The 18955-nt window shown below is 45.0% G+C and carries 24 protein-coding genes; 15 read left to right on the top strand and 9 right to left on the bottom strand.

What is annotated here, in order from left to right; translation table 11 throughout:
- The first annotated feature begins 13 nt into the window (after positions 1–13).
- Genes QFZ51_RS01330 through QFZ51_RS01320 form a run of 3 tightly spaced genes read left to right on the top strand, consistent with a single transcriptional unit; the run spans position 14 to position 3225 of the window.
- On the top strand, positions 14–1246 hold the full coding sequence (locus QFZ51_RS01330) for an efflux RND transporter periplasmic adaptor subunit (RefSeq protein WP_429042410.1): 1233 nt from the start codon (positions 14–16) through the stop codon (positions 1244–1246).
- Positions 1243–1992, top strand: coding sequence for an ABC transporter ATP-binding protein (locus tag QFZ51_RS01325; RefSeq protein ID WP_370908514.1), 750 nt, complete (start codon positions 1243–1245; stop codon positions 1990–1992). Before QFZ51_RS01330 ends, QFZ51_RS01325 begins: the two co-directional genes overlap by 4 nt.
- Before the next feature lie 12 nt (positions 1993–2004).
- Positions 2005–3225, top strand: a complete 1221-nt coding sequence (locus QFZ51_RS01320; RefSeq protein ID WP_429042406.1) for an ABC transporter permease — start codon at positions 2005–2007, stop codon at positions 3223–3225.
- 4 nt (positions 3226–3229) lie between these two features.
- On the opposite strand, the gene QFZ51_RS01315 is transcribed toward QFZ51_RS01320, so the two are convergent.
- From QFZ51_RS01315 to QFZ51_RS01305, 3 genes are all read right to left on the bottom strand, one after another.
- Positions 3230–3556 (bottom strand): hypothetical protein, encoded by a 327-nt coding sequence (locus tag QFZ51_RS01315; protein ID WP_429042403.1) that lies wholly within the window; start codon positions 3554–3556, stop codon positions 3230–3232.
- Between the two features lie 141 nt (positions 3557–3697).
- On the bottom strand, positions 3698–3991 hold the full coding sequence (locus QFZ51_RS01310) for a hypothetical protein (protein ID WP_370908511.1): 294 nt from the start codon (positions 3989–3991) through the stop codon (positions 3698–3700).
- 408 nt (positions 3992–4399) lie between these two features.
- Positions 4400–4795, bottom strand: a complete 396-nt coding sequence (locus QFZ51_RS01305; protein ID WP_429042401.1) for a nuclear transport factor 2 family protein — start codon at positions 4793–4795, stop codon at positions 4400–4402.
- Positions 4796–4935: 140 nt separating this feature from the next.
- Here QFZ51_RS01305 and QFZ51_RS01300 point away from each other — a divergent pair, with 140 nt between their 5' ends.
- The gene (locus QFZ51_RS01300; protein WP_429042398.1) at positions 4936–5934 is read left to right on the top strand and encodes an AraC family transcriptional regulator; all 999 of its coding nucleotides are present in this window, start codon (positions 4936–4938) and stop codon (positions 5932–5934) included.
- Here the strand turns inward: QFZ51_RS01300 and QFZ51_RS01295 are convergent.
- Positions 5922–6509: an SMI1/KNR4 family protein gene (locus tag QFZ51_RS01295; RefSeq protein ID WP_429042394.1), complete on the bottom strand. Its 588-nt coding sequence runs from the start codon at positions 6507–6509 to the stop codon at positions 5922–5924. The two genes, QFZ51_RS01300 and QFZ51_RS01295, sit on opposite strands and share 13 nt — an antisense overlap.
- 146 nt (positions 6510–6655) lie before the next feature.
- On the opposite strand from QFZ51_RS01295, the gene QFZ51_RS01290 reads away from it, so the two are divergent.
- On the top strand, positions 6656–6937 hold the full coding sequence (locus tag QFZ51_RS01290) for a hypothetical protein (RefSeq protein WP_325639671.1): 282 nt from the start codon (positions 6656–6658) through the stop codon (positions 6935–6937).
- 59 nt (positions 6938–6996) lie between these two features.
- On the opposite strand, the gene QFZ51_RS01285 is transcribed toward QFZ51_RS01290, so the two are convergent.
- Positions 6997–7842 carry an AraC family transcriptional regulator gene (locus tag QFZ51_RS01285; RefSeq protein WP_429042391.1) on the bottom strand — a complete coding sequence of 282 codons (846 nt, stop codon included), beginning with the start codon at positions 7840–7842 and terminating at the stop codon, positions 6997–6999.
- An 86-nt stretch (positions 7843–7928) separates the two neighbouring features.
- Here QFZ51_RS01285 and QFZ51_RS01280 point away from each other — a divergent pair, with 86 nt between their 5' ends.
- From QFZ51_RS01280 to QFZ51_RS01250, 7 genes are all read left to right on the top strand, one after another.
- A complete protein-coding gene (locus QFZ51_RS01280; RefSeq protein WP_429042390.1) occupies positions 7929–8327 on the top strand; it encodes a DoxX family membrane protein in 399 nt (132 codons plus the stop codon).
- A complete protein-coding gene (locus tag QFZ51_RS01275) occupies positions 8327–9271 on the top strand; it encodes a polysaccharide deacetylase family protein (RefSeq protein WP_429042388.1) in 945 nt (314 codons plus the stop codon). The genes QFZ51_RS01280 and QFZ51_RS01275 overlap by 1 nt, the downstream gene beginning before the upstream one ends.
- Before the next feature lie 80 nt (positions 9272–9351).
- Entirely contained in the window at positions 9352–10293 is a 942-nt protein-coding gene (locus tag QFZ51_RS01270) for a helix-turn-helix domain-containing protein (protein ID WP_429042386.1), read from the top strand.
- 85 nt (positions 10294–10378) lie between these two features.
- Positions 10379–11119, top strand: coding sequence for an SDR family oxidoreductase (locus QFZ51_RS01265; RefSeq protein ID WP_429042383.1), 741 nt, complete (start codon positions 10379–10381; stop codon positions 11117–11119).
- A gap of 44 nt (positions 11120–11163) precedes the next feature.
- Positions 11164–11916 carry an SDR family oxidoreductase gene (locus QFZ51_RS01260; protein WP_429042380.1) on the top strand — a complete coding sequence of 251 codons (753 nt, stop codon included), beginning with the start codon at positions 11164–11166 and terminating at the stop codon, positions 11914–11916.
- 11 nt (positions 11917–11927) lie between these two features.
- A complete protein-coding gene (locus tag QFZ51_RS01255; RefSeq protein WP_429042378.1) occupies positions 11928–12275 on the top strand; it encodes a hypothetical protein in 348 nt (115 codons plus the stop codon).
- Between the two features lie 68 nt (positions 12276–12343).
- A complete protein-coding gene (locus tag QFZ51_RS01250) occupies positions 12344–12667 on the top strand; it encodes a hypothetical protein (protein WP_429042376.1) in 324 nt (107 codons plus the stop codon).
- Here QFZ51_RS01250 and QFZ51_RS01245 read toward each other — a convergent pair.
- From QFZ51_RS01245 to QFZ51_RS01230, 4 genes are all read right to left on the bottom strand, one after another.
- Complete coding sequence (locus QFZ51_RS01245; RefSeq protein WP_429042374.1) at positions 12664–13248, bottom strand: 2'-5' RNA ligase family protein; 585 nt, start codon at positions 13246–13248, stop codon at positions 12664–12666. The genes QFZ51_RS01250 and QFZ51_RS01245 overlap by 4 nt on opposite strands.
- A gap of 80 nt (positions 13249–13328) precedes the next feature.
- Positions 13329–14387, bottom strand: coding sequence for a response regulator (locus tag QFZ51_RS01240; protein WP_429042372.1), 1059 nt, complete (start codon positions 14385–14387; stop codon positions 13329–13331).
- A 12-nt stretch (positions 14388–14399) separates the two neighbouring features.
- On the bottom strand, positions 14400–15242 hold the full coding sequence (locus QFZ51_RS01235; protein ID WP_429042370.1) for a sensor histidine kinase: 843 nt from the start codon (positions 15240–15242) through the stop codon (positions 14400–14402).
- Positions 15223–15630 carry a PAS domain S-box protein gene (locus QFZ51_RS01230; RefSeq protein ID WP_429042368.1) on the bottom strand — a complete coding sequence of 136 codons (408 nt, stop codon included), beginning with the start codon at positions 15628–15630 and terminating at the stop codon, positions 15223–15225. The genes QFZ51_RS01235 and QFZ51_RS01230 overlap by 20 nt, the downstream gene beginning before the upstream one ends.
- 390 nt (positions 15631–16020) lie before the next feature.
- Between QFZ51_RS01230 and QFZ51_RS01225 the strand changes: the two genes are divergently transcribed.
- The 3 genes from QFZ51_RS01225 to QFZ51_RS01215 all read left to right on the top strand — a co-directional run bounded on the left by QFZ51_RS01225 (position 16021) and on the right by QFZ51_RS01215 (position 18951).
- Positions 16021–16536: a DUF4402 domain-containing protein gene (locus tag QFZ51_RS01225; protein ID WP_429042366.1), complete on the top strand. Its 516-nt coding sequence runs from the start codon at positions 16021–16023 to the stop codon at positions 16534–16536.
- A 69-nt stretch (positions 16537–16605) separates the two neighbouring features.
- Entirely contained in the window at positions 16606–17415 is an 810-nt protein-coding gene (locus QFZ51_RS01220; RefSeq protein ID WP_429042364.1) for a hypothetical protein, read from the top strand.
- A gap of 21 nt (positions 17416–17436) precedes the next feature.
- The gene (locus QFZ51_RS01215) at positions 17437–18951 is read left to right on the top strand and encodes a hypothetical protein (RefSeq protein ID WP_429042362.1); all 1515 of its coding nucleotides are present in this window, start codon (positions 17437–17439) and stop codon (positions 18949–18951) included.
- The last annotated feature ends 4 nt before the right edge of the window (positions 18952–18955 follow it).

The raw sequence follows: 18955 nt of genomic DNA, 5'->3' as shown, positions 1-18955 counted from the left end.
ATGTAATTGAGGTATGAGAAAATATAAAGGTGTTATCATAACGGTGGTGATCGTACTGCTGCTGGTGGCGATCTGGTTTTTCTTTATCAGGAAGAAAAAAGAACCGGTCAGGTTTGATACCGCCAAACCGGAATACGGGCACATAGCCACTACCGTAACCGCTACCGGTACTATACAGCCGGTAGATACAGTGGCGGTGGGTACCCAGGTGTCCGGCACGCTCAAATATTTATACGTGGACTTTAACACCCAGGTAAAAAAAGGACAACTGCTGGCGGAACTGGATAAAGATCTTTTCCAGGCACAGGTAGATCAGCTGCGGGCCAATGTACAGGTAGCGCAAACCAACCTGGAATACCAAAAGAATAATTTCCAGCGGCAGGAATTGTTGTATAAAACCGGCGCCATCAGCAAAGCCGACTACGATATTGCCGCCAACCAGATAGGGCAGGCCAAAGCAAACGTGGCCAGCGTAACCGCCCAGCTGAATTCGGCATTAAAGAATTTCTCTTTTACAGAAATTCATTCACCGATCGACGGGGTGGTACTGAACCGGAATGTAAGCGTAGGACAAACCGTGGCCGCCAGTTTTAATACGCCTACCTTATTTGTAATTGCCAAAGATATTACCAAGATGCAGGTGGAAGCCAGTGTAGACGAAGCAGATATCGGCAATGTAAAAGACTCACTTCGTGTAACCTTCACCGTAGATGCTTACCTGGAAGATATTTTTGCAGGGAGCGTCCAGGAAATCAGGCTGCAGCCCTCGGTGTCTTCCAATGTGGTTACCTACAATACCATTATTAATGCGCCGAATGATAACAGGAAGCTGAAACCGGGAATGACCGCCAATGTTACGATTTATACCGCGGAGAAAGATTCCGCGCTGCTGTTGCCGGTAAAGGCGCTTAAGTTTATTCCCGACTCTGTACAGCTAAAGGATTATGTGATACAAAGCGCAGTGAGGAGAACCCGTAACCCCGCTCAAACAAAGGATACTACGGGTGGTAAGTTTAAAAGCACCACGCGTATAGGTTCCTCCAATTATGTATGGATATTACGCGGTGATACGCTGGTGCAAAAACATGTAAGAACAGGGTTAAACGATAATACGCATATTGAAGTACTCTCAGGGCTAAACGAAAATGATATTGTAGTGACAGGCGTCAGCGCCGGGGGAGCCGTAGCGGCGGCTGGAGGAAGCACCAGTCCGTTTTTACCAAAAATGGGAGGGCGAAGACGATGAGCAGCAGCAAAATATTGGAGCTACAGCAGATCAAGCGTGAGTTTGTGATGGGGACTGAAACCGTACGCGCATTGAAAGGCGTGTCTTTTGATGTGTTTGCAGGCGAATTTGTGACGATTATGGGAAGCAGCGGTTCGGGGAAAACCACGTTGCTGAATATTCTCGGCTGCCTCGATAAACCTACGTCGGGGAGTTACCTGCTGGATGGCGTGAATGTGAGTAACCTGTCGCGCAATGAACTGGCCCGGTTACGGAATCATAAAATTGGATTTGTGTTCCAGGCATACAACCTGTTACCGCGTACCTCTGCATTGGAAAATGTGGAGCTGCCGTTGTTTTACAACCCCGAGTTATCTGTGCAGGAGCGGCGTAACAGGGCGCTGGGGGCGCTCCAGGCGGTGAAACTGGCCGACAGGGAAGATCATACGCCCAGCCAGCTTTCCGGCGGGCAGCAACAAAGGGTAGCCATTGCCAGGGCGTTGGTCAATCAGCCGGTCATGATCCTGGCAGATGAGGCCACCGGCAACCTGGATACCCGTACTTCTTACGAAATTATGGCCCTGATGCAGGACCTTAACCAGGAAGGCAAAACGATTGTATTTGTTACACATGAACCGGATATAGCGGCCTTCAGCAGCAGAACGGTGATGTTGCGGGATGGAAAAGTGGTGAAAGACAGCAAGAATGAAAACATACGCTCGGCGAAGGAAGCACTGGCATCATTGCCTCCGGCCGAAGATTATTAATTCAGCGAAAGCATGAGTGCAGTCAATCTCATAATGATAGCGTTAAAGGCATTGCAGCGCAATAAGCTGCGGGCATTCCTCACGATGCTGGGAATCATCATCGGTGTGGCCGCTGTTATTGCGATGGTGGCCATCGGGCAGGGCTCGAAAGAAAGTATCCAGTCGCAGTTGAGCAGCATGGGCTCTAACATGATCACCATTTTGCCAAGCAGCAACGTAGCCGGTGGGGTGAGGATAGGAGGAGAAAGCTTTCAGTCGCTTACTATCACAGACGTATTAGCGATACAAAAGAATGCGGAATATGTAAGCGCGGTGTCGCCGGTGGCGTCTACCAAAGGGCAGGCTATTTACGGGGCGCTGAACTGGCCTACGTCCCTGCAGGGCGTGGCCCCTTCTTATTTTGATATCCGCAAGCTCACGGTGAATGATGGCATCAGCTTTTCCGATGCAGATGTGGCTACTGCTGCGAAGGTGTGCGTATTAGGCCAAACGGTGATCAAGAACCTGTTTCCCAGTGGAGAAAGCCCTGTAGGAAAAGTAATCCGCCTGGGTTCCATTCCATTGCAGGTAATAGGCACACTGGCGCCGAAAGGACAGAGCTCTTTCGGGCAGGACCAGGATGATATCATCCTGACGCCTTACACCACTGTGCAAAAACGTATCCTGGCGACCATTTATTTCCAGAGTATTTATGCTTCCGCGGTAAGCGAAGGCGCTTCAGAGCAGGCTACCAACGAAATTATAGATATACTCAGAACAACACACCGTTTGCGTCCTGCCGATGAAAATAATTTCCAGGTGAGGACCATGGAGGAACTGATAAAAACGCTGAGTTCCACTACCAGCCTGCTTACTATCCTGTTGACCGCTATTGCCGGTATTTCACTGGTGATTGGGGGCATTGGTATCATGAACATCATGTATGTATCAGTAACGGAACGCACCCGGGAAATAGGGCTGCGCATGTCTATCGGCGCACGGGGCATTGACATTTTATTGCAATTCCTGGTGGAGGCAATTATTATCAGCGTAACGGGTGGTTTAATAGGGGTGGTGTTGGGGATTACTTCTGCCAAGGTAATTACGCTCACGCTTGGCTGGCCTACGCTGGTGTCGGAGTCTTCTATTATACTTTCCTTTGTGGTATGCGCCTTTACGGGGGTGTTTTTTGGCTACTATCCGGCACAGGCGGCCTCCCGGCTGGATCCTATTGAAGCATTGCGTTACGAGTAATTATTTACGCGTTACAGTCGTACGGCACCGCAATGCCTTCTGCGATCCATTTTATAAAAGCGCTTTCCCTTTCAAATTGTAGCAGGTTAAGTTGATGCCCGGTGATATCTTCCAGTGAGAAACCATCGGCATGAGTTTCAATGGCCTGGCGGGTGGCTATTTCCTGTTCGGTGCTGTAGTGTCCCAGCAGTTTTTTAAGTTCAAAAACCACGCTGTCGGAGGTATCGTTGGCGTGAATAACGGCTACTACAAACTCGTATTCACCAAATTGCTGCAGCGCTGCAATGGTCCTGGTATTTACCTTGTAACAGGTGCCTGGTTTCAGTTGCATAAGTGGGTATTTAATGGCAATATGAATATACATAACAAATATCGGGCTTGTTGTCATGGAATTATCTTCCATTACTGTTTTTTGTGGCAATAAAAAAGCCGGCAGGTTTCCCTGGCCGGCTTACTTTATGGCAGTGTAGATTTAGTCTTTTTTCTTATCATGTATCTGTGATTTCTTCAGATACACTTTCTTACCTTTTCCATCTACAATGTATTTCCTGTCTTTTCTGTCAATATAAACGGTTTCCCCGTTGGGGCCTTCCTTGCCTTTAAAGGTTTTATCTGTAATGGTGGAGGCTCCTTTAACAGCGATAGAGGCTGTTTTATTTCCCACTTTTTTTGCAGTGCTGTCGATTCCCTGTGCAAATGCATGCTGACCGGCCAGTGTTACTGCTACACCGATGGCCGCAGCTATCAGAAGTTTTGGAGTTTTCATGTTATTACTTTTTTATTTTTAAAAATGATTGCCTGACGCTGGTTATTATTCAACAATAGTGCCACTTGGTTTGTTATTGTAATACAGTTTTTTATAAATGTGTTTTTTACCGCATTGCTGGTACATACCGGGGAATTTCCCGTGGCGGGATCATTTAAATTTCGTATATTCATTTACGGTAAACCCTCTGCCTGTGAAGTAGTCGAAGGTCTGTATCTATCTGTTCCTACACCTCACGGGGAGAATTAAAGTAACGCGTAGCTATTATCTAAACGATAGTTGATTTCTCCTTATTAGTTGATGCTAAAAAATGACTGTTATCCGTAACAGCGGGAGAATTATTTGCACAAAAAAACACCCTCCAGACTGCCCGTGGTCCGGAAGGTGTTGCCCGTGTTGAATTGTAATTTAATTGCCCCAGAAAATATTTTCCTGTTGGATATCTTCCGCATATATTTTCGCTGCCACAATTTTACCATCTTTCACCGTATATACGTCTACGTTATCTGTATGCAGTTCCGCTCCCGGCCGAGATGCTTTCCAGGTAAGTACTACAGATGCCTGGTCGCCGTGTACTGCAATGGTTTTGATGGCAGCGAGTGACATGGTATTCTGTGATACCTCAAACATACCGCTTACCATCTGGAATACTTCCCCGCTGGATTTTTTAATACCGGAGAAGCGGTTGTTGCCCGGTTGTTCCCAGTGTATTTCGGGATGTAGCAGTGCGCCTAATTTTTCAAGATTTACCTGTTGCACGGCGTTTACAAAATCGGTTACTACCTGTAGGGTTTGTTGTTCCATTTTATTTTTTTTATTGTTGATGAATTGATAATGCAAAGCTAGTCCCCGGCGGCTCTTTATCATTTACCTTTACACGACAATTACTTACCAATTAGCGACATAATGATTTTTGTAAACACCGGACGAAATACCTTTGCTATATGAAACAGCTGGTATTGAGTATTATCGCGTATGCTGTACAGCGGGATGTAGATGCTGCACAGCTTTGTAAGCTGGCGGGTATTGACCTGGCGGCATTGAAAAGGAGTCATGCAGTGCCGGTAACTGTACAACAGCTGCAGGATTTGTGGCTGAATGCGGGCCGGTTAACCAACGATCCGTTGTTCGGGTTGCACTTTGGCGAGTCCCTGCAACCTGCTGCCCTGGGGGTGGTGGGAGAAATAATCCGGAGCAGCGCTACCGTTGGGGAGGCCTTAACTCACGCTGCAGCGCTAACGCACCTGGTAACGGACGAGTGCCGGATGGAAGTAACGCGTACCGCTAAAAACTTTACGGTGCGGCTGCTGCCGGCGGTTGATTATGGCGCAGCGCCACCCTATGCTTTCCGGCAATTGATAGATCTTTTATTGATGATGGTGATTCATGAACTGGATGGCCTGCTGCTGGAAAAAATAGTCCCGCAGGCAGCGCGGCTGGCCTACACGGTTCCGGACCCTGCTGAATATGAGCGTGTTTTTCGTTGTAAGCCGTCGAAACGGGCAGGAGAGTATGCATTGGTATTTGACAGCAGGTATTGGGATGAGCCACTGTTAACGGCTAATTATGAGCTTCAGAACCTGTTGTTGCAGAAGGTAAGCAGTTTACCCCAAACAGCAGGTCAGCACAAAACTTTACAAAACAGGATCTATAATTACCTGCTGGCGAATTCATACCTAGGCGTGTCGTCGCTGAACGACATGGCGGCCAATTTCAATATGAGTCCCCGGAGTTTGCAGCGTAAGCTGAAAGAGGAGGGTGTAAAATACCAGGATATTGCAGATGCGGTGCGGCATTCACTGGCGGTGTATTATATTTCGTCCGGTAATTACCCTTTGAAAGATGTTTCCTGGATGCTTGGTTATAATGAGTTAAGTGCTTTTACAAGGGCTTTTAAGCGGTGGACGGGCAGTTCGCCGGTACAATATCATCAATCGTTGTAGTTCAGGAAGGTGTCTTTGTGCACGATTCCCCATTTCTTCACAAAAATATATTCTCCCTTTTCGAGGGCAGTGAGATAATCCTGCAGCCATTCTTCAAAAGAACCGGCTACAATGGCGCGGTGACTGTCGTCATGCCAGAACGTGATCACTTGTCCGTACTTGCCTTCCGGTGCGGGGTCCAGGTCGATACACAGGTGGTTACCAAAGCCGTCGCCGGTAAAAGGGACCCATAAAGGATTCCACCAATCATTTTTTATGCCGGTATCAGGTGTGGAGAGCACGGGTTCATCGTGATAATTGAAAGTTCCGGCATCCAGCAGGTCTTTCCAGTGATGCCATTGGGTGGTGATGTCTTCCACGCTTAACAACTGATCTGCATCTACGAGCCCGGCCCTGGCTTTCTGCTGTCCGTTGTGAATGGCATAAAATGCTTTAAAAGAGGCCGGCATGGCCGTTCCTATTAGTTTTTCAAGAGATTCCACCGCCTCAAAAGTAACGCCGGGATGGAGGATGTTAAGCAGTCTGGGGGCGTGCTGCTGCATCCAGTTCTCCCATCTTAGCCAATATTGCTGCATATGGTATGGGTTTTAACGACTATAAAGATGTGAAATTTAATCAATAAATTTATTCATTCCCACTGCATGTTTTTTATAAGCTAATTATCAATAATTTTGTAGCTCTTGAAAAGAGTACAACATCATTAAAAGTAAATAACTCCTTTATGGCACAGCTACCTAAATTTCTGATTGCAGACGATCCTGTAACAGATCCGGAAAATGAATATATTTTTCATACCGAGAAACCCCGCTTCTTTGCCAAACGGGTAGAAGAAGATGAAGAAACTGCCTACATCGATATCATTCATGAAATCGATAATGTAGAGGAATTCTATAAAAGCGCTCCGGAAAAGAAACAGGAACTGCTAGAACAGCTGGAAGACTGGTACTACTCTTACATGGAGTGGCTGGAAGATGATGGAGAAGAAGAAGAGGACGAAGAATAGTAACAGGAAAAGGTATTGTAAAAAGGCGTCCGCATACTGCGGGCGCTTTTTTATGCCCGTCAGTTAGCGTGCAGCTGCAGTTCTTTCCGGTAAGCAGAAGGATTTACACCTTTATATTTTTTAAACATCCTGTTCAGGTGACTTTCATCTGTAAAGCCCAGTTCATCCGCAATTTCCCCTACCCGCATACTGCTGTACTGCAGCCGTGTTTCCACCAGCTTCAGTTTGTACTGGGTAATGTATTGCTGGAGGCTGTCGCCATTGTTACGCTTAAAATATTCACTCAGATAAGTGGGCGAGATATTAAAGTGGGCTGCAATCTGCTCTGCCCGCAGCTTTTCAGGCGTATAAATATTTTCGTGTATATAGTGCAATATATTCATGGAAGCATCCTGTTTCGCAGGATGTTTGGGCTGTTCCGGCATTTGCAGCAGTATATTCCGTGCAATCACCATGATCATGGTATTTACAATTTGCTGGGCCATTTCCCGGTGATAGGGCTGCTGGTTTACCAGCTCGCGGATCAGCGCCTCTACCAATGCTTTTACCAGCGGTTTATCATTTTTATTTTTTAAGATACATCCCGGCATATGGTTGTGATTCTGAAAAATAAATTCCAGTTGCTGTATCCAGTCTTTATGCTGATTTTGAAGGTAGATGTTATTAAAGCGGATAAAGAAGAATTTAGTAGATTCCTGCACGTCAAATGAGTGGCAGTCCTGCGGCATTACCAGGAACAGTTTCCCCGGGCTGTATGGCAGCTGGTTCTTATTCACACACTGCATCCCACTGCCTTCCACAATATACACCAGTTCAAAAAAGTTATGTTTATGCGGATCTATCGGGCATTCTGTACATTCCCGGTATTCTATCTCAAAAGGCTGATATAAATTCTCTTGTAGCATACCTGCAAAAGTACAGAATGATCCTAAAAAAGTACAAATTATTTCCCGGGTTCCGACTGATCTTTGTGTCACAAAAAATCAAACAAATGGAAAACAACCCTATCGTATTTCTGTTGCTCCGGCTGGCGGTAGCTGCCAGCATGTTCGGTCACGGCCTGGTAAGGCTCCCTAAATTAAATGGCTTCAGCGCCTGGATGGTAAAAAGCTTTGAAAAATCCATGTTGCCCGACTTGCTGGTAGTGCCTTTCAGCTATGCTTTGCCTATCGCCGAATTTATAATCGGGCTGCTGCTCCTGCTGGGGTTATTTACCCGTGCTTCCCTTATTGGCGGGGGTATAGTAATGGTGATCCTGATATTTGGCACTGCTATGATAGAAAACTGGGAAGCATTGCCCTCCCAACTGATCCATGCCGCCTTCTTCGCCGTACTGCTGGCTTTTATCCAATACAACACCATTGCAGTTGATCATCTCATTAAAAAATAATGGCTACAAGAAAAGAATTCCTGAAAACAGCCGGCCTCGCAGGTTTAGCCGGTATGGTACTGCCCGGAACGGTATTGGCACAGGCAAAAGCCATACCCACGGCCAAATCCGGCGCAGGATGGGCAGATGGCTCGCGCCTCGTAGTATCAGTATCTATGCAGTTTGAAGCCGGCGGCCAGCCAGACAGACCCGAAAGCCCTTTTCCTCAGAATATGCTCAAAGGCTATAAAGACCTTCCTGCCACTACATGGTACGAGTATGGCTTCAAGGAAGGCATTCCCCGCATGCTGGATAACTGGGACAAACACGGCATAAAAGTAACCTCCCATATGGTTGGCAGCGCGGTGGAAAAGCATCCGGCCCTTGCGAAAGAGATTGTGCAGCGCGGGCATGAGGCAGCCGCACATGGCCGCGACTGGTCGTCGCAATACATGCTGCCCTATGAAGAAGAAAAACAGTTTATCAGCGATGGCGTGGAAGCAGTAAGAAAGGCCACCGGCGTAACGCCGGTAGGCTACAACGCCAACTGGCTGCGCCGGGGCGATAATACCCTCAATATCCTGCAGGAACTGGGCTTCCTGTATCATATCGATGACCTGAGCCGTGATGAACCCTTTATCACTGAAGTGAACGGCAGCGACTTTGTAGTAGTACCATATACCTTACGTTGTAATGATATCCAGCTGGTAGCAGGCCAGTGGTTTTCTACCGATCAGTTCCTGCAACAGATAAAGATGGAATTCGATCAGTTGTACGAAGAATCTGCCCGGCGCAAACGCATGATGTCTATCAGTTTTCACGACAGGATAGGCGGTACCCCGCAAATGGTAAAAGCTACCAGCGAGTTGTTTGCCTATATGAAAAAGCACGCCGGCGTGACGTTTAAAAGGAAAGATGATATTGCCAAGATGGCACTGGCGGACAAGAATACGATCAGGGAGTAGCAAGGTGTGAAATTAAATAAAAGACAGGCGGGTGATGCCTGTCTTTTTATTTAATTTCACATAAAGCAACCTAACATCGAATGCCAGAAAAGAAAGCACGCCAGGAGGAAAGGATTATATTCAATACCCTGCTGGATCAGTATATTTACCAGGGTTTACCGGTGGACAGCATCGACGCCAAAACCGCCTTTACCATTCATAACCTGAAGGACATCCATTTTGAGCTGCCTTATACTTCCATCGTATACCGGACTAATTTCTTTTCTTTTGTTTTTGTGAAAGATGCTGTGGGCAGGTACACCACCGATGATGAAACTTTTAACACGTGTCCCGGAACTATTTATTTCACTAATCCGGGTCATTTCAAATCTTTTGAATGGCAGGAAATTAACGATGTACACCTGATTACACTCAGTGAATCTTTTCTGAAGGAAAATGTACACCAGAAGATTTTTGAGGAATTTCCTTTTCTCCTGGCGGAAACCGTACCGCCCAGGACATTGCAGCCGGAAGTGTTTGCGGAGTTTGAACAATTATATCTGCAGATAGAAAAGGAGTATTTTTCCTCGTCTACGTACAGAACGCGGATGATAGGGAACCTGTTTGTGGTGCTGCTGCTGAAGATCAAAGAATATTTCTGGGAAGATTATAACCCTATATATGAAGGCAACCGCAGCTCACAGATTGTAAAACAGTTTAAGAGAACCCTGGAGCAGCACTACCGCGACCTGGTAAGCGGGAAGGCAGATAAGGTATTCAGGGTACAGGATTATGCCGATGCACAGCACCTGCATCCCAATTACCTGAGCAATGTGATTAAAAGTAAAACCGGAAAGCCCATAGGCACCTGGATTACAGAGAAAACGATCACCGAAGCCCGTACATTGCTGCAACATTCCCCTGCGTCTATCAAACAAATCGCCGCTCAACTGGGCTTTACAGAATCCACTCATTTCAGTAATTATTTTAAGAAGCAAACCGGTATTTCTCCCGTTTCATACAGAAAGCAACATGCATCTTAGATATTTGTAACTATTAGTGTAATTCTTATACTTTTCAGGGCAACGGTTGGCTCATCTTTGTGTTATCAAAATAAAACACAAAAATATGAGCACGCTAAAAGATAAGATCATCCTGGTTACCGGTTCTTCAAGAGGTATTGGCGCTACAATGGCCCGCCAACTGGCGGCCGCAGGCGCAAAAGTAATCGTTAACTATGCCGGTAGTAAAGATGCCGCGCAGCAGGTAGTGGAACACATCAGGCAACAGGGTGGCGATGCCATCGCACTGCAGGCAGATGTAAGCAAAAGCGACGAGGTAAAAGCCCTGTTTGACGCCGCTATCGCGTATTATGGCCGTATCGATGTACTGGTGAATAACGCCGGCATCATGATCACCAAACTGATTAAAGATACCACCGATGAAGATTTTACCCGTCAGTTTGACATTAATGTAAGAGGCACCTTCAATACCATGAGGGAGGCCGCTACCCGCCTGGCCGACAAAGGCAGTATCATTAACTTCTCCACTTCTGTAAACCGTATTATGCTGCCTGCATATGGCACCTATGTGGCCACCAAAGCAGCAGTGGAACAGCTCACCCGCGTGTTCTCCAAAGAAGTAGGCGCCAGGGGTATCAATGTAAACTCCGTTTCTCCCGGCCCTACCAATACCGAATTATTTACGAATGGTAAATCAGAAGAAGTGATTGCGCGACTGGCTTCCCTTTCCGCCTTTAACCGTATTGGCGAACCGGATGATATTGCACAGGTAGTAGTATTCCTCGCAGGTGACGACGCCAAATGGATCAACGCCCAGAATATTGGTGTAAATGGCGGTATGGCCTGAGGATAAAGTGTCCTTCTTTCTAAAAAAGTATTAAACATAATATCATGAACAGCTTAAAAAATAAAGTAGCGCTGATTACAGGATCAGCCAGGGGATTAGGTAAAGCCATTGCAGAACGGTATGCCGCTTTAGGTGCGGATGTAGTGGTTAACTACTCAAAAGACAAAGCGTCTGCAGATGAAGTGGTAAGCAACATTACCGCTATGGGCGCCCGCGTAATTGCTGTACAGGCAGATGTGAGCAAAGTAGCTGATCTGGAAAAACTGTTTGCAACAGCAAAAGAGGCTTTTGGTAAGATAGATATCGTGGTGGCCAATGCAGGTATTGAAATGGTGGAAGTGCCGGTAACAGAGTTTACAGAAGAGCAGTTTGATAAAGTATTTTCCATCAACACAAAAGGAACTTACTTTACCATGCAGCAGGCAGCAAAACATGTTGAAAATAATGGCCGTATCATTTATATCGCATCCAGTACTACCTCCTTCCCGGTACCCGGTATGGCCGTTTATGGCGGAAGTAAAACCACTCCGAGATACCTGGTAGATATTTTGTCGAAAGAAATAGGACATAAAGGAATTACCGTAAATTCGATTATCCCTTTTGCGGTAGATCATTCCGGCATTTTTGCCGACCCGGCGGCTTATCCTGCACTAAGAAAACAATTACTGGATAGTTGTCCGATGGGAAGACTCGCAGAAGTGGAAGACGTAGCTAACCTGGCTGAGTTTTTTGCCAGCGATTTATCCTCTTTTGTTTCCGGTCAGCACCTGTTGGTGAACGGAGGCGCCACCAACTAAAATCTATTATTATGGTACTTAAAGTACTCAATGCCGTCCTGATCATTTTTACTGTATTCATGGGCCTGAAACAAGGCCTGGCAATGATTGGCCAGAGGCCGGAAATGATTACAATGTTCAGCCGGTGGCACTTTAGTAAAACAGCCATCATCGTCAATGGAGTGGTAACGGTGTTGAGTGCTTTAATGATCCTGTTTCCCAGAACATTTTTGTTGGGTAACTTCCTCATGGCCGCAACGATCCTGATGATTATCTGCTTTTCTTTGTATGGCCGTGATGTGAAAGGTGCTGCTATCGAGGTGCCTTTCTTCCTCCTGAATCTTGTTATCATTTATTTGCAGCATCCGCTCGCAAAATGAAGATGTTGTTATTAGCCATTATCGGCTTTCTGCCACCAGTACTCTTTGCGCAGCAAAAAAGTCGTACCATGAATACAGATAAACTCACGCATGCCACGGTGAAACAGGCGATCAACGCCCTGCAAACAAACGACAGTAAAACATGGTTTGCCTTATTTGCTGATAAAGCAGAACTGTTTGACGATGGAAATAAAATGGATTTTAAATCCTTCTGGCAGAAAGCCATTGGACATGAACGCTTTACAAGTATCGATAAAGTAGAGAATAACGGAATGGATGTGTATGGCCTGTTTCACAGCGATCAATGGGGAGATTTTAAAACTTATTTTAAGTTTCATATCGATAAGGACGGGAGAATTAACCGGCTGGATATTGGGCAAGCGAATTATTAATCGGATAGAAATACTTCAAAGAGTTTATCATACTGTTTATCACCAGCCGTTTTCTTTAGAATAGTAATTTTTGTGCATAGAAAGGAATTGTGATAATCGAATGCGGAGAGATCTGTTTTGCGGAGCTTATTATGCGGTACTTCTTTTACTATAGTCATGTGTGGTGTCATCTTTGGTGTTTTCCGCTTAAGCGCTTTAAACAAGGATTTATGGACATCAATTATTGGCTGGGGATTACCGATCTGTAAAACCAGTGAGTCGGAAGTGTATCCATGTGGAAAAATGTTGCATCCATTCAACTGAACTTCAAAGGAAGATAAAGCTGATACGGCATTTTTGACGAGGTTGATGATCGAGGTGTCATTCTCTTCTGATGTTAATTTCAGCAGGGAGATATGTGCTTTTGAATATTGTCCGTGTTTTACCTCCGGGAGCAGATCATAAACTTTATTCTCCAGGAATTTGACATGATCCATTATGTTACGGGGTGGCGAAATAATAACTGCGTAGGATACCATCGTGGTAGGAACGACATTCAGCGGAAATAAGGTCAGTTGATCGGGGTTATGGCGACGTGGCATAACTTAATAACAAAATAGGTGCGGGTTTGGTTTGGCAAGCATTGGAGTTTGCTATTGAGAGCAAAATAAATGAAAAGTCGTCAGTTTAAAATTAACTCCAGTTTCTTCCTGTTAAGGACAAAAATGAGCCCTTCTTTAATAGAAATGAGTTTTTCATCCCTGAAATCACCCAGTGTACGGATCAATGATTCCTTAGCTACACCCGTCAGGGCTGCGAGACTATCCCTGCTCATATCAATACTGTAATTGGCATTTTCAGAAGAATTATATTTCTTATATAAGGATAATAAAGCGGTAGAAACTTTTTTTCTAAGAGAGTTATATGCGATCCCCAGTAATTGTTCTTCCTTTTCTGTAACGTTTCGGGAAAGCAATTGTATGAACTTGTGCAGGATGCCTAAATTATTAAAAAGAAGGGATTCAAAGTCTTCCCGGGTAATGATCACCAGCTCCGCATCTTCCAGCACTTCTGCGTTTTCATTATAAACCCGCTGTTCCAGTAAGGCAGTATATCCCAGGAAATCACCTTCATTATATAAACCGATCACCAGTTCTTTTCCTTCGTCATTTCGTTTGTAGGTGCGGATTTTCCCCTTCATGATATAATAAAGGGAAGAGGGACGATGACCTTCCAGGTACACCTCCTGTTTCTTTTTATACTTCTGCACATTACTATCCTCTTTTATGGATTCCTGGCTGTCTTTATTGGCAGCTGTTTGAATAAGCGTATTCAGGCCTTTGGGGGTAGGAGGTAATTCCTTGCTGATCTGTTCCGCTTTTTTCAACCGGCAGGCTACGGCTTTTAGAAGCTCTGTAGTATTAAAGGGTTTAGTGATGTAATCATCTCCTCCCATTTCCATCCCTTTCCGGATTTCCGGCTTTTCTGACTTCGCGGAAAGGAAAATGAAAGGTGTATTCCTTAAGCGTTTATTTTTATGAAGCATGTGCAATACCCCATATCCGTCCAGTACCGGCATCATAATATCGCAGATGATCAGGTCTGGTAATTGCGCAATGGCCATTTCCATGCCTTCCTTTCCGTTCTCTGCGGTAAGGGTGGAATAACTGGCCAGTTCAAGTATCTCCGCGATATTTTCACGGATTTCAATATTATCTTCTATAATTAATATCTTTTTCACGTAGAAACCAATTTAAAGATGGATAGTGATCGTAAATTCAGTTCCTTTATTTATTTCACTTCTGCAGCTGATAGTGCCATTCATGATCTCAGCGTATTTCCTTACAATATGCAAACCCAAACCGGTACCCTGTATATTAGATACATTACTTCCCCTGAAGAACCGCTCAAACAAATGTTGCATATCTGATGTGGGGATGCCCATGCCATTGTCGCTGACAGATATCACCAGCAGTTTTTTTGAGATAGTTGTTTGTATAACGACCTCTCCATCCGCAGGAGAGAATTTAATAGCATTGGATACCAGGTTCAGCATAATGTGTTTTAACAGGGAAGGGTCCGTTAGTACAAAAACATTACCCGTGTGACGGTATACGATCTTTTGATTCTTTTTCCTGAGGCCGTCCATTTCACTTATAATGGTATCGATGTGCTTTTCTATGTTGAACCTGATTTTCTTCCCGCTTGTTTTCCCTTCCTCGATCTTCCCTACGGAAAGGAAGTCGTTGAGAATGCCTGTCAGCAGATTTGCGGAGGAGATGATCCGCTGGATATGTTTTTCCCGTTTGGGCTGTTCAGCCAGCTCTTCATACTTACTGGTCAGGTAGGCGGAAGACAGGATTGTACTGAGCGGTGTTCTGAATTCATGAGAAGCGAGGGAAACAAAACGGGACTTCAACTCGTTCAGCTCTATTTCTTTTTCAAGCGCTACATTCAGAAAATTATTCACCCGTTGTAATTCTACGTCCTTTGCTTTTGCTTCTTTGATCTGTTCTCCCAGTTGCCGGACTGTTTCCGTTAAGGATTCTGTTCGCTCTTCCACCTTCTTTTCCAGATCAGTATTTAATTGTTTCAATGCGTTTTCTGCATCCTTTCTGTCGGAAATAAAACCTGACAAAAGCAATAGCAAATTGTCCATCTTCCGTTTTGTAAGTACCCAGGCTCACTTCTACAGGAACCTCACTTCCATCTTTCCTGACAGCAAAAAGATCTCGTCCGGCACCCATTGGCCGGCTGCGTGGATTTACACTGTATACTTCCCTGTGTTGTTCATGATGCGACCTGAAACGGTGAGGTATCAGCTTCTCTACTTTCTGGCCAACAATCTCTGCATTAAGATATCCAAATTCCTTTAGGATGAAAGGATTAGCCATCAGGATACAACCACCGCCGTCTGCTATAATGATACCCATAGTGGCATAATTAAAGAGCACATCGAAATCAATATTGTGGCTATGGTACATATATGCAGATAATGTCTTATGAGGGTTAACGTTATTATATACCGCTTATTCCTGCACTTTAAGCGTAAGTCATGATCTACGGTATAGATGTAATATAGGCTATTTATGTTGTCTTCGGTGTTAACCGATGATCAGGATCATTTTAAAATGGATCATGATCATTGCGCAGGGTTTTGCATACACCTACTTTTGATGTGAAAGAAAGGAGGAATAAGAATAACCTATACCAGTCCTATCCTTATACTTGTATACCTTATTTATTTTGTCGTATCCTATAAGAAAACCAAAAAACCAAAAAACCGAAGAACCACGTAAAACACAGGAGGTAACCATGCGAGACTAGAATGCTTATTTCCTATTGATCAAGAACATCTACTTAAAATTTCATTCATGAAAAGAACACTTTTTTTATGCGTGGCAGTGGTTACGCTCACAGGCCTTACCACTCGTGCATCTGCACAGGAAACGGCTTCCGCCACCGCCACTGCTACTATTGTAACACCTATCAGCATCACCAAAGATGTTGATATGAATTTCGGCAACGTCGCCGTTCAATCTACCGCTGGCGGTACGGTTGTATTATCCCCGGCAGGATCGCGTACAGCAACCGGTGGGGTAACACTGCCCTCAACCAGTGGAACTATAAGTGCCGCTTCATTTACAGTGACTGGCACAGGCAGTTATCATTACACGATCACGTTACCTGTTTCTGCCGTCACTATTGCGAGTGGTGCTAATACCATGACGGTAACTACATTTACAAGTACACCGTCCGGAGCCGGCGGCGTGCTTACAGCAGGAGAACAAACCCTTAACGTAGGCGCCACATTAAATATAGCAGCGGCTCAACCCTCTGGTGTATACGTATCTGCCACACCTTTTGATGTGACCGTAAATTATAATTAGTTATTCTTTCCGGATGCGATGCGCGTGCATCGTATCCGTTTTTTAGCAGATTTTCACTAAACATATCCAATGAAACAGTACCTGATCATGCTATGCATGATTTTTTTTTCTATAAATGCTACAGCGCAGGGCAATCTGTTAATAGCACCTGCCAGAGTGGTATTCGAAGGTCAGAGCAGAATGCAGGAATTGAATCTGGCTAATACCGGAAAGGATACGGCGAGGTACCTGATCTCTTTCATCGAGATCAAAATGAACGAAGACGGCACGTTTAAGCAGATCAGCCAACCGGATTCCGGACAGCAATTTGCCAGTGGTAACCTGCGTTATTTTCCACGAAGTGTAATACTTGCTCCCAATGAGGCCCAAACAATTAAGATACAACTTGTAAAAACCGGTCAGCTTGCCCCCGGAGAATACCGCTCTCATATATACTTCAGGGCGGAATCGATGGAGAAACCATTGGCGGACAGGAGTGCTTTAAAAGATTCATTTGGTCTGTCCGTAAAATTAATCCCGGTTTTTGGGATTAGCATCCCGGTTATTATTCGTGTGGGTGATACCAGGGCTGCGGCAAATATTTCCGGGCTGACGCTTACTCCTGAAAACCGCCTTAGCATGACATTTAACCGTACGGGTAATGCTTCTATATACGGTGGCATAACAGTAATACATATTTCAGAGAAAGGGAAAGTAAGCGAGGTTGGCGTGGTTAACGGCCTGGCAGTTTATACACCTAATCTCTCCCGTCAGTTTAATATAAATCTGGATGACAAGCAGGGTGTGGATTATCACAAGGGAATGCTCCGGGTGGTTTACACTACAAAGAAAGGCACTGTATCCACGCAACTGGCAAAGGCAGAATTGCAATTGAAATAGTCAGGATCTAAAACCATTCCTATGATGATAAGACCGCTATACATCCTGTTTGTATTCATGTTAACCGGGGTGAAGGGATATACCCAAACAGTGATCGTAACAGATGATGCTGCCTATACAACAGGACAGGCAACCGCAGTGCTGGATATTAAATCAACTACAAAAGGTTTACTGGCTCCAAGAATGACGCAGGTGCAAAGATTGGCTATTACCTCACCTGCAGACGGCCTGCTGGTTTACCAGACAGATAATACCAAAGGGTTTTACTACTATTCTGTAAGTGCCTGGATAAATCTCTCCGGTGGTACCGGTACCGGCTGGTCATTGAACGGCAATACGGTAACAACTGCAAAGAGCCTGGGTACCATCGATAATATTGATCTGCCGTTTATAACGAATAACACAGAAAAAATGCGGATCACTGCCAACGGATCTTTAGGATTGGGAATAGCTATTCCGCTTGGAGGCATTCATAAAGTAACAGATAATTCAGAGTCCGGAAATGATTACCTGTTTGATGATTATGGCACCACCACCACCGCCGGATTACATATGCGGAAGGCAAGGGGTACCCTGGCTGCACCACTCAATCTTCTGAAGGGAGATCTAATGGGCTCGTTGCGTTTTTCGGCGCGTATAAATTCAGCTTTTTCTCTTAATACCGGTTCGGGGATAAACGCCTTTTACATGGGTTCCGGCATCAACGACCTATCGGATTTGCGGCTTTTTACCAGTAATACGGAAAGGATGCGTATCAGCGAAACAGGTGGCGTTGGTATAGGGACGAGTACATTTGATCTTGTCAATCCGGAAAAACTCCTGGTAGATATGGGCGTTACTACTTCTGTTAATGCCTTTTACGCCAAAGGCAGTATCAATAGTTACATGCAGATGAATATCCAGAATCTTTCTCCGGGAACCCAAAGCAGTTCTGACTATGTGGCTACTGCGGATAATGGAACGGAAACCACCAACTTCATCGACCTGGGTATTAATGGTTCAGGATACCTGTATCAAACCGGTAATCCCATTGAAACCGGTAAGGCTAATGATGGTTACATTATTTCTTCAGGGAATGATCTATACATGGTTAATAATAATGCAACAAAAGATATTATTTTCCTGGTAGGAGGAACGGCGCCAGCTAATGAAGCGATGCGGATAATGGCCGGAGAATTGGTAGGTATTGCTACCATTGCGCCAACGGCCAAATTGGATGTAGCAGGGAATTTTAAGCTGGGTGCAGCAGGTAGTGTGCTGAATAACATATCCAGAAAATCCGTAACCATTACAGATATTACCTCTCCCATCACTTACTCCGCCAGTGTAACTAAAACCGTAACCGTTACGGGCGCAGTACTAAATAGTACTGTTATTGTAAATCCGCGCACCTCATTGCCGGATGGTGTTGCTATTTCGTGGTCGAGGATAAGTGCAACAAACACCATGCTGATCAACTTTACTAACTCGGGCGCAGGTATTAGCGGAATCCAATTCCTGGGTACTGTAATCTTTGATATAACGCTTATACAATAAGATC

Origin of the sequence: Chitinophaga sp. W3I9 (genome assembly GCF_050434025.1) — a bacterium.
In the GTDB taxonomy this organism is placed as follows: Bacteria; Bacteroidota; Bacteroidia; order Chitinophagales; family Chitinophagaceae; genus Chitinophaga.
Note: the sequence above shows the minus strand (reverse complement) of the source record. Positions and strands in the feature narration are given on the sequence as shown.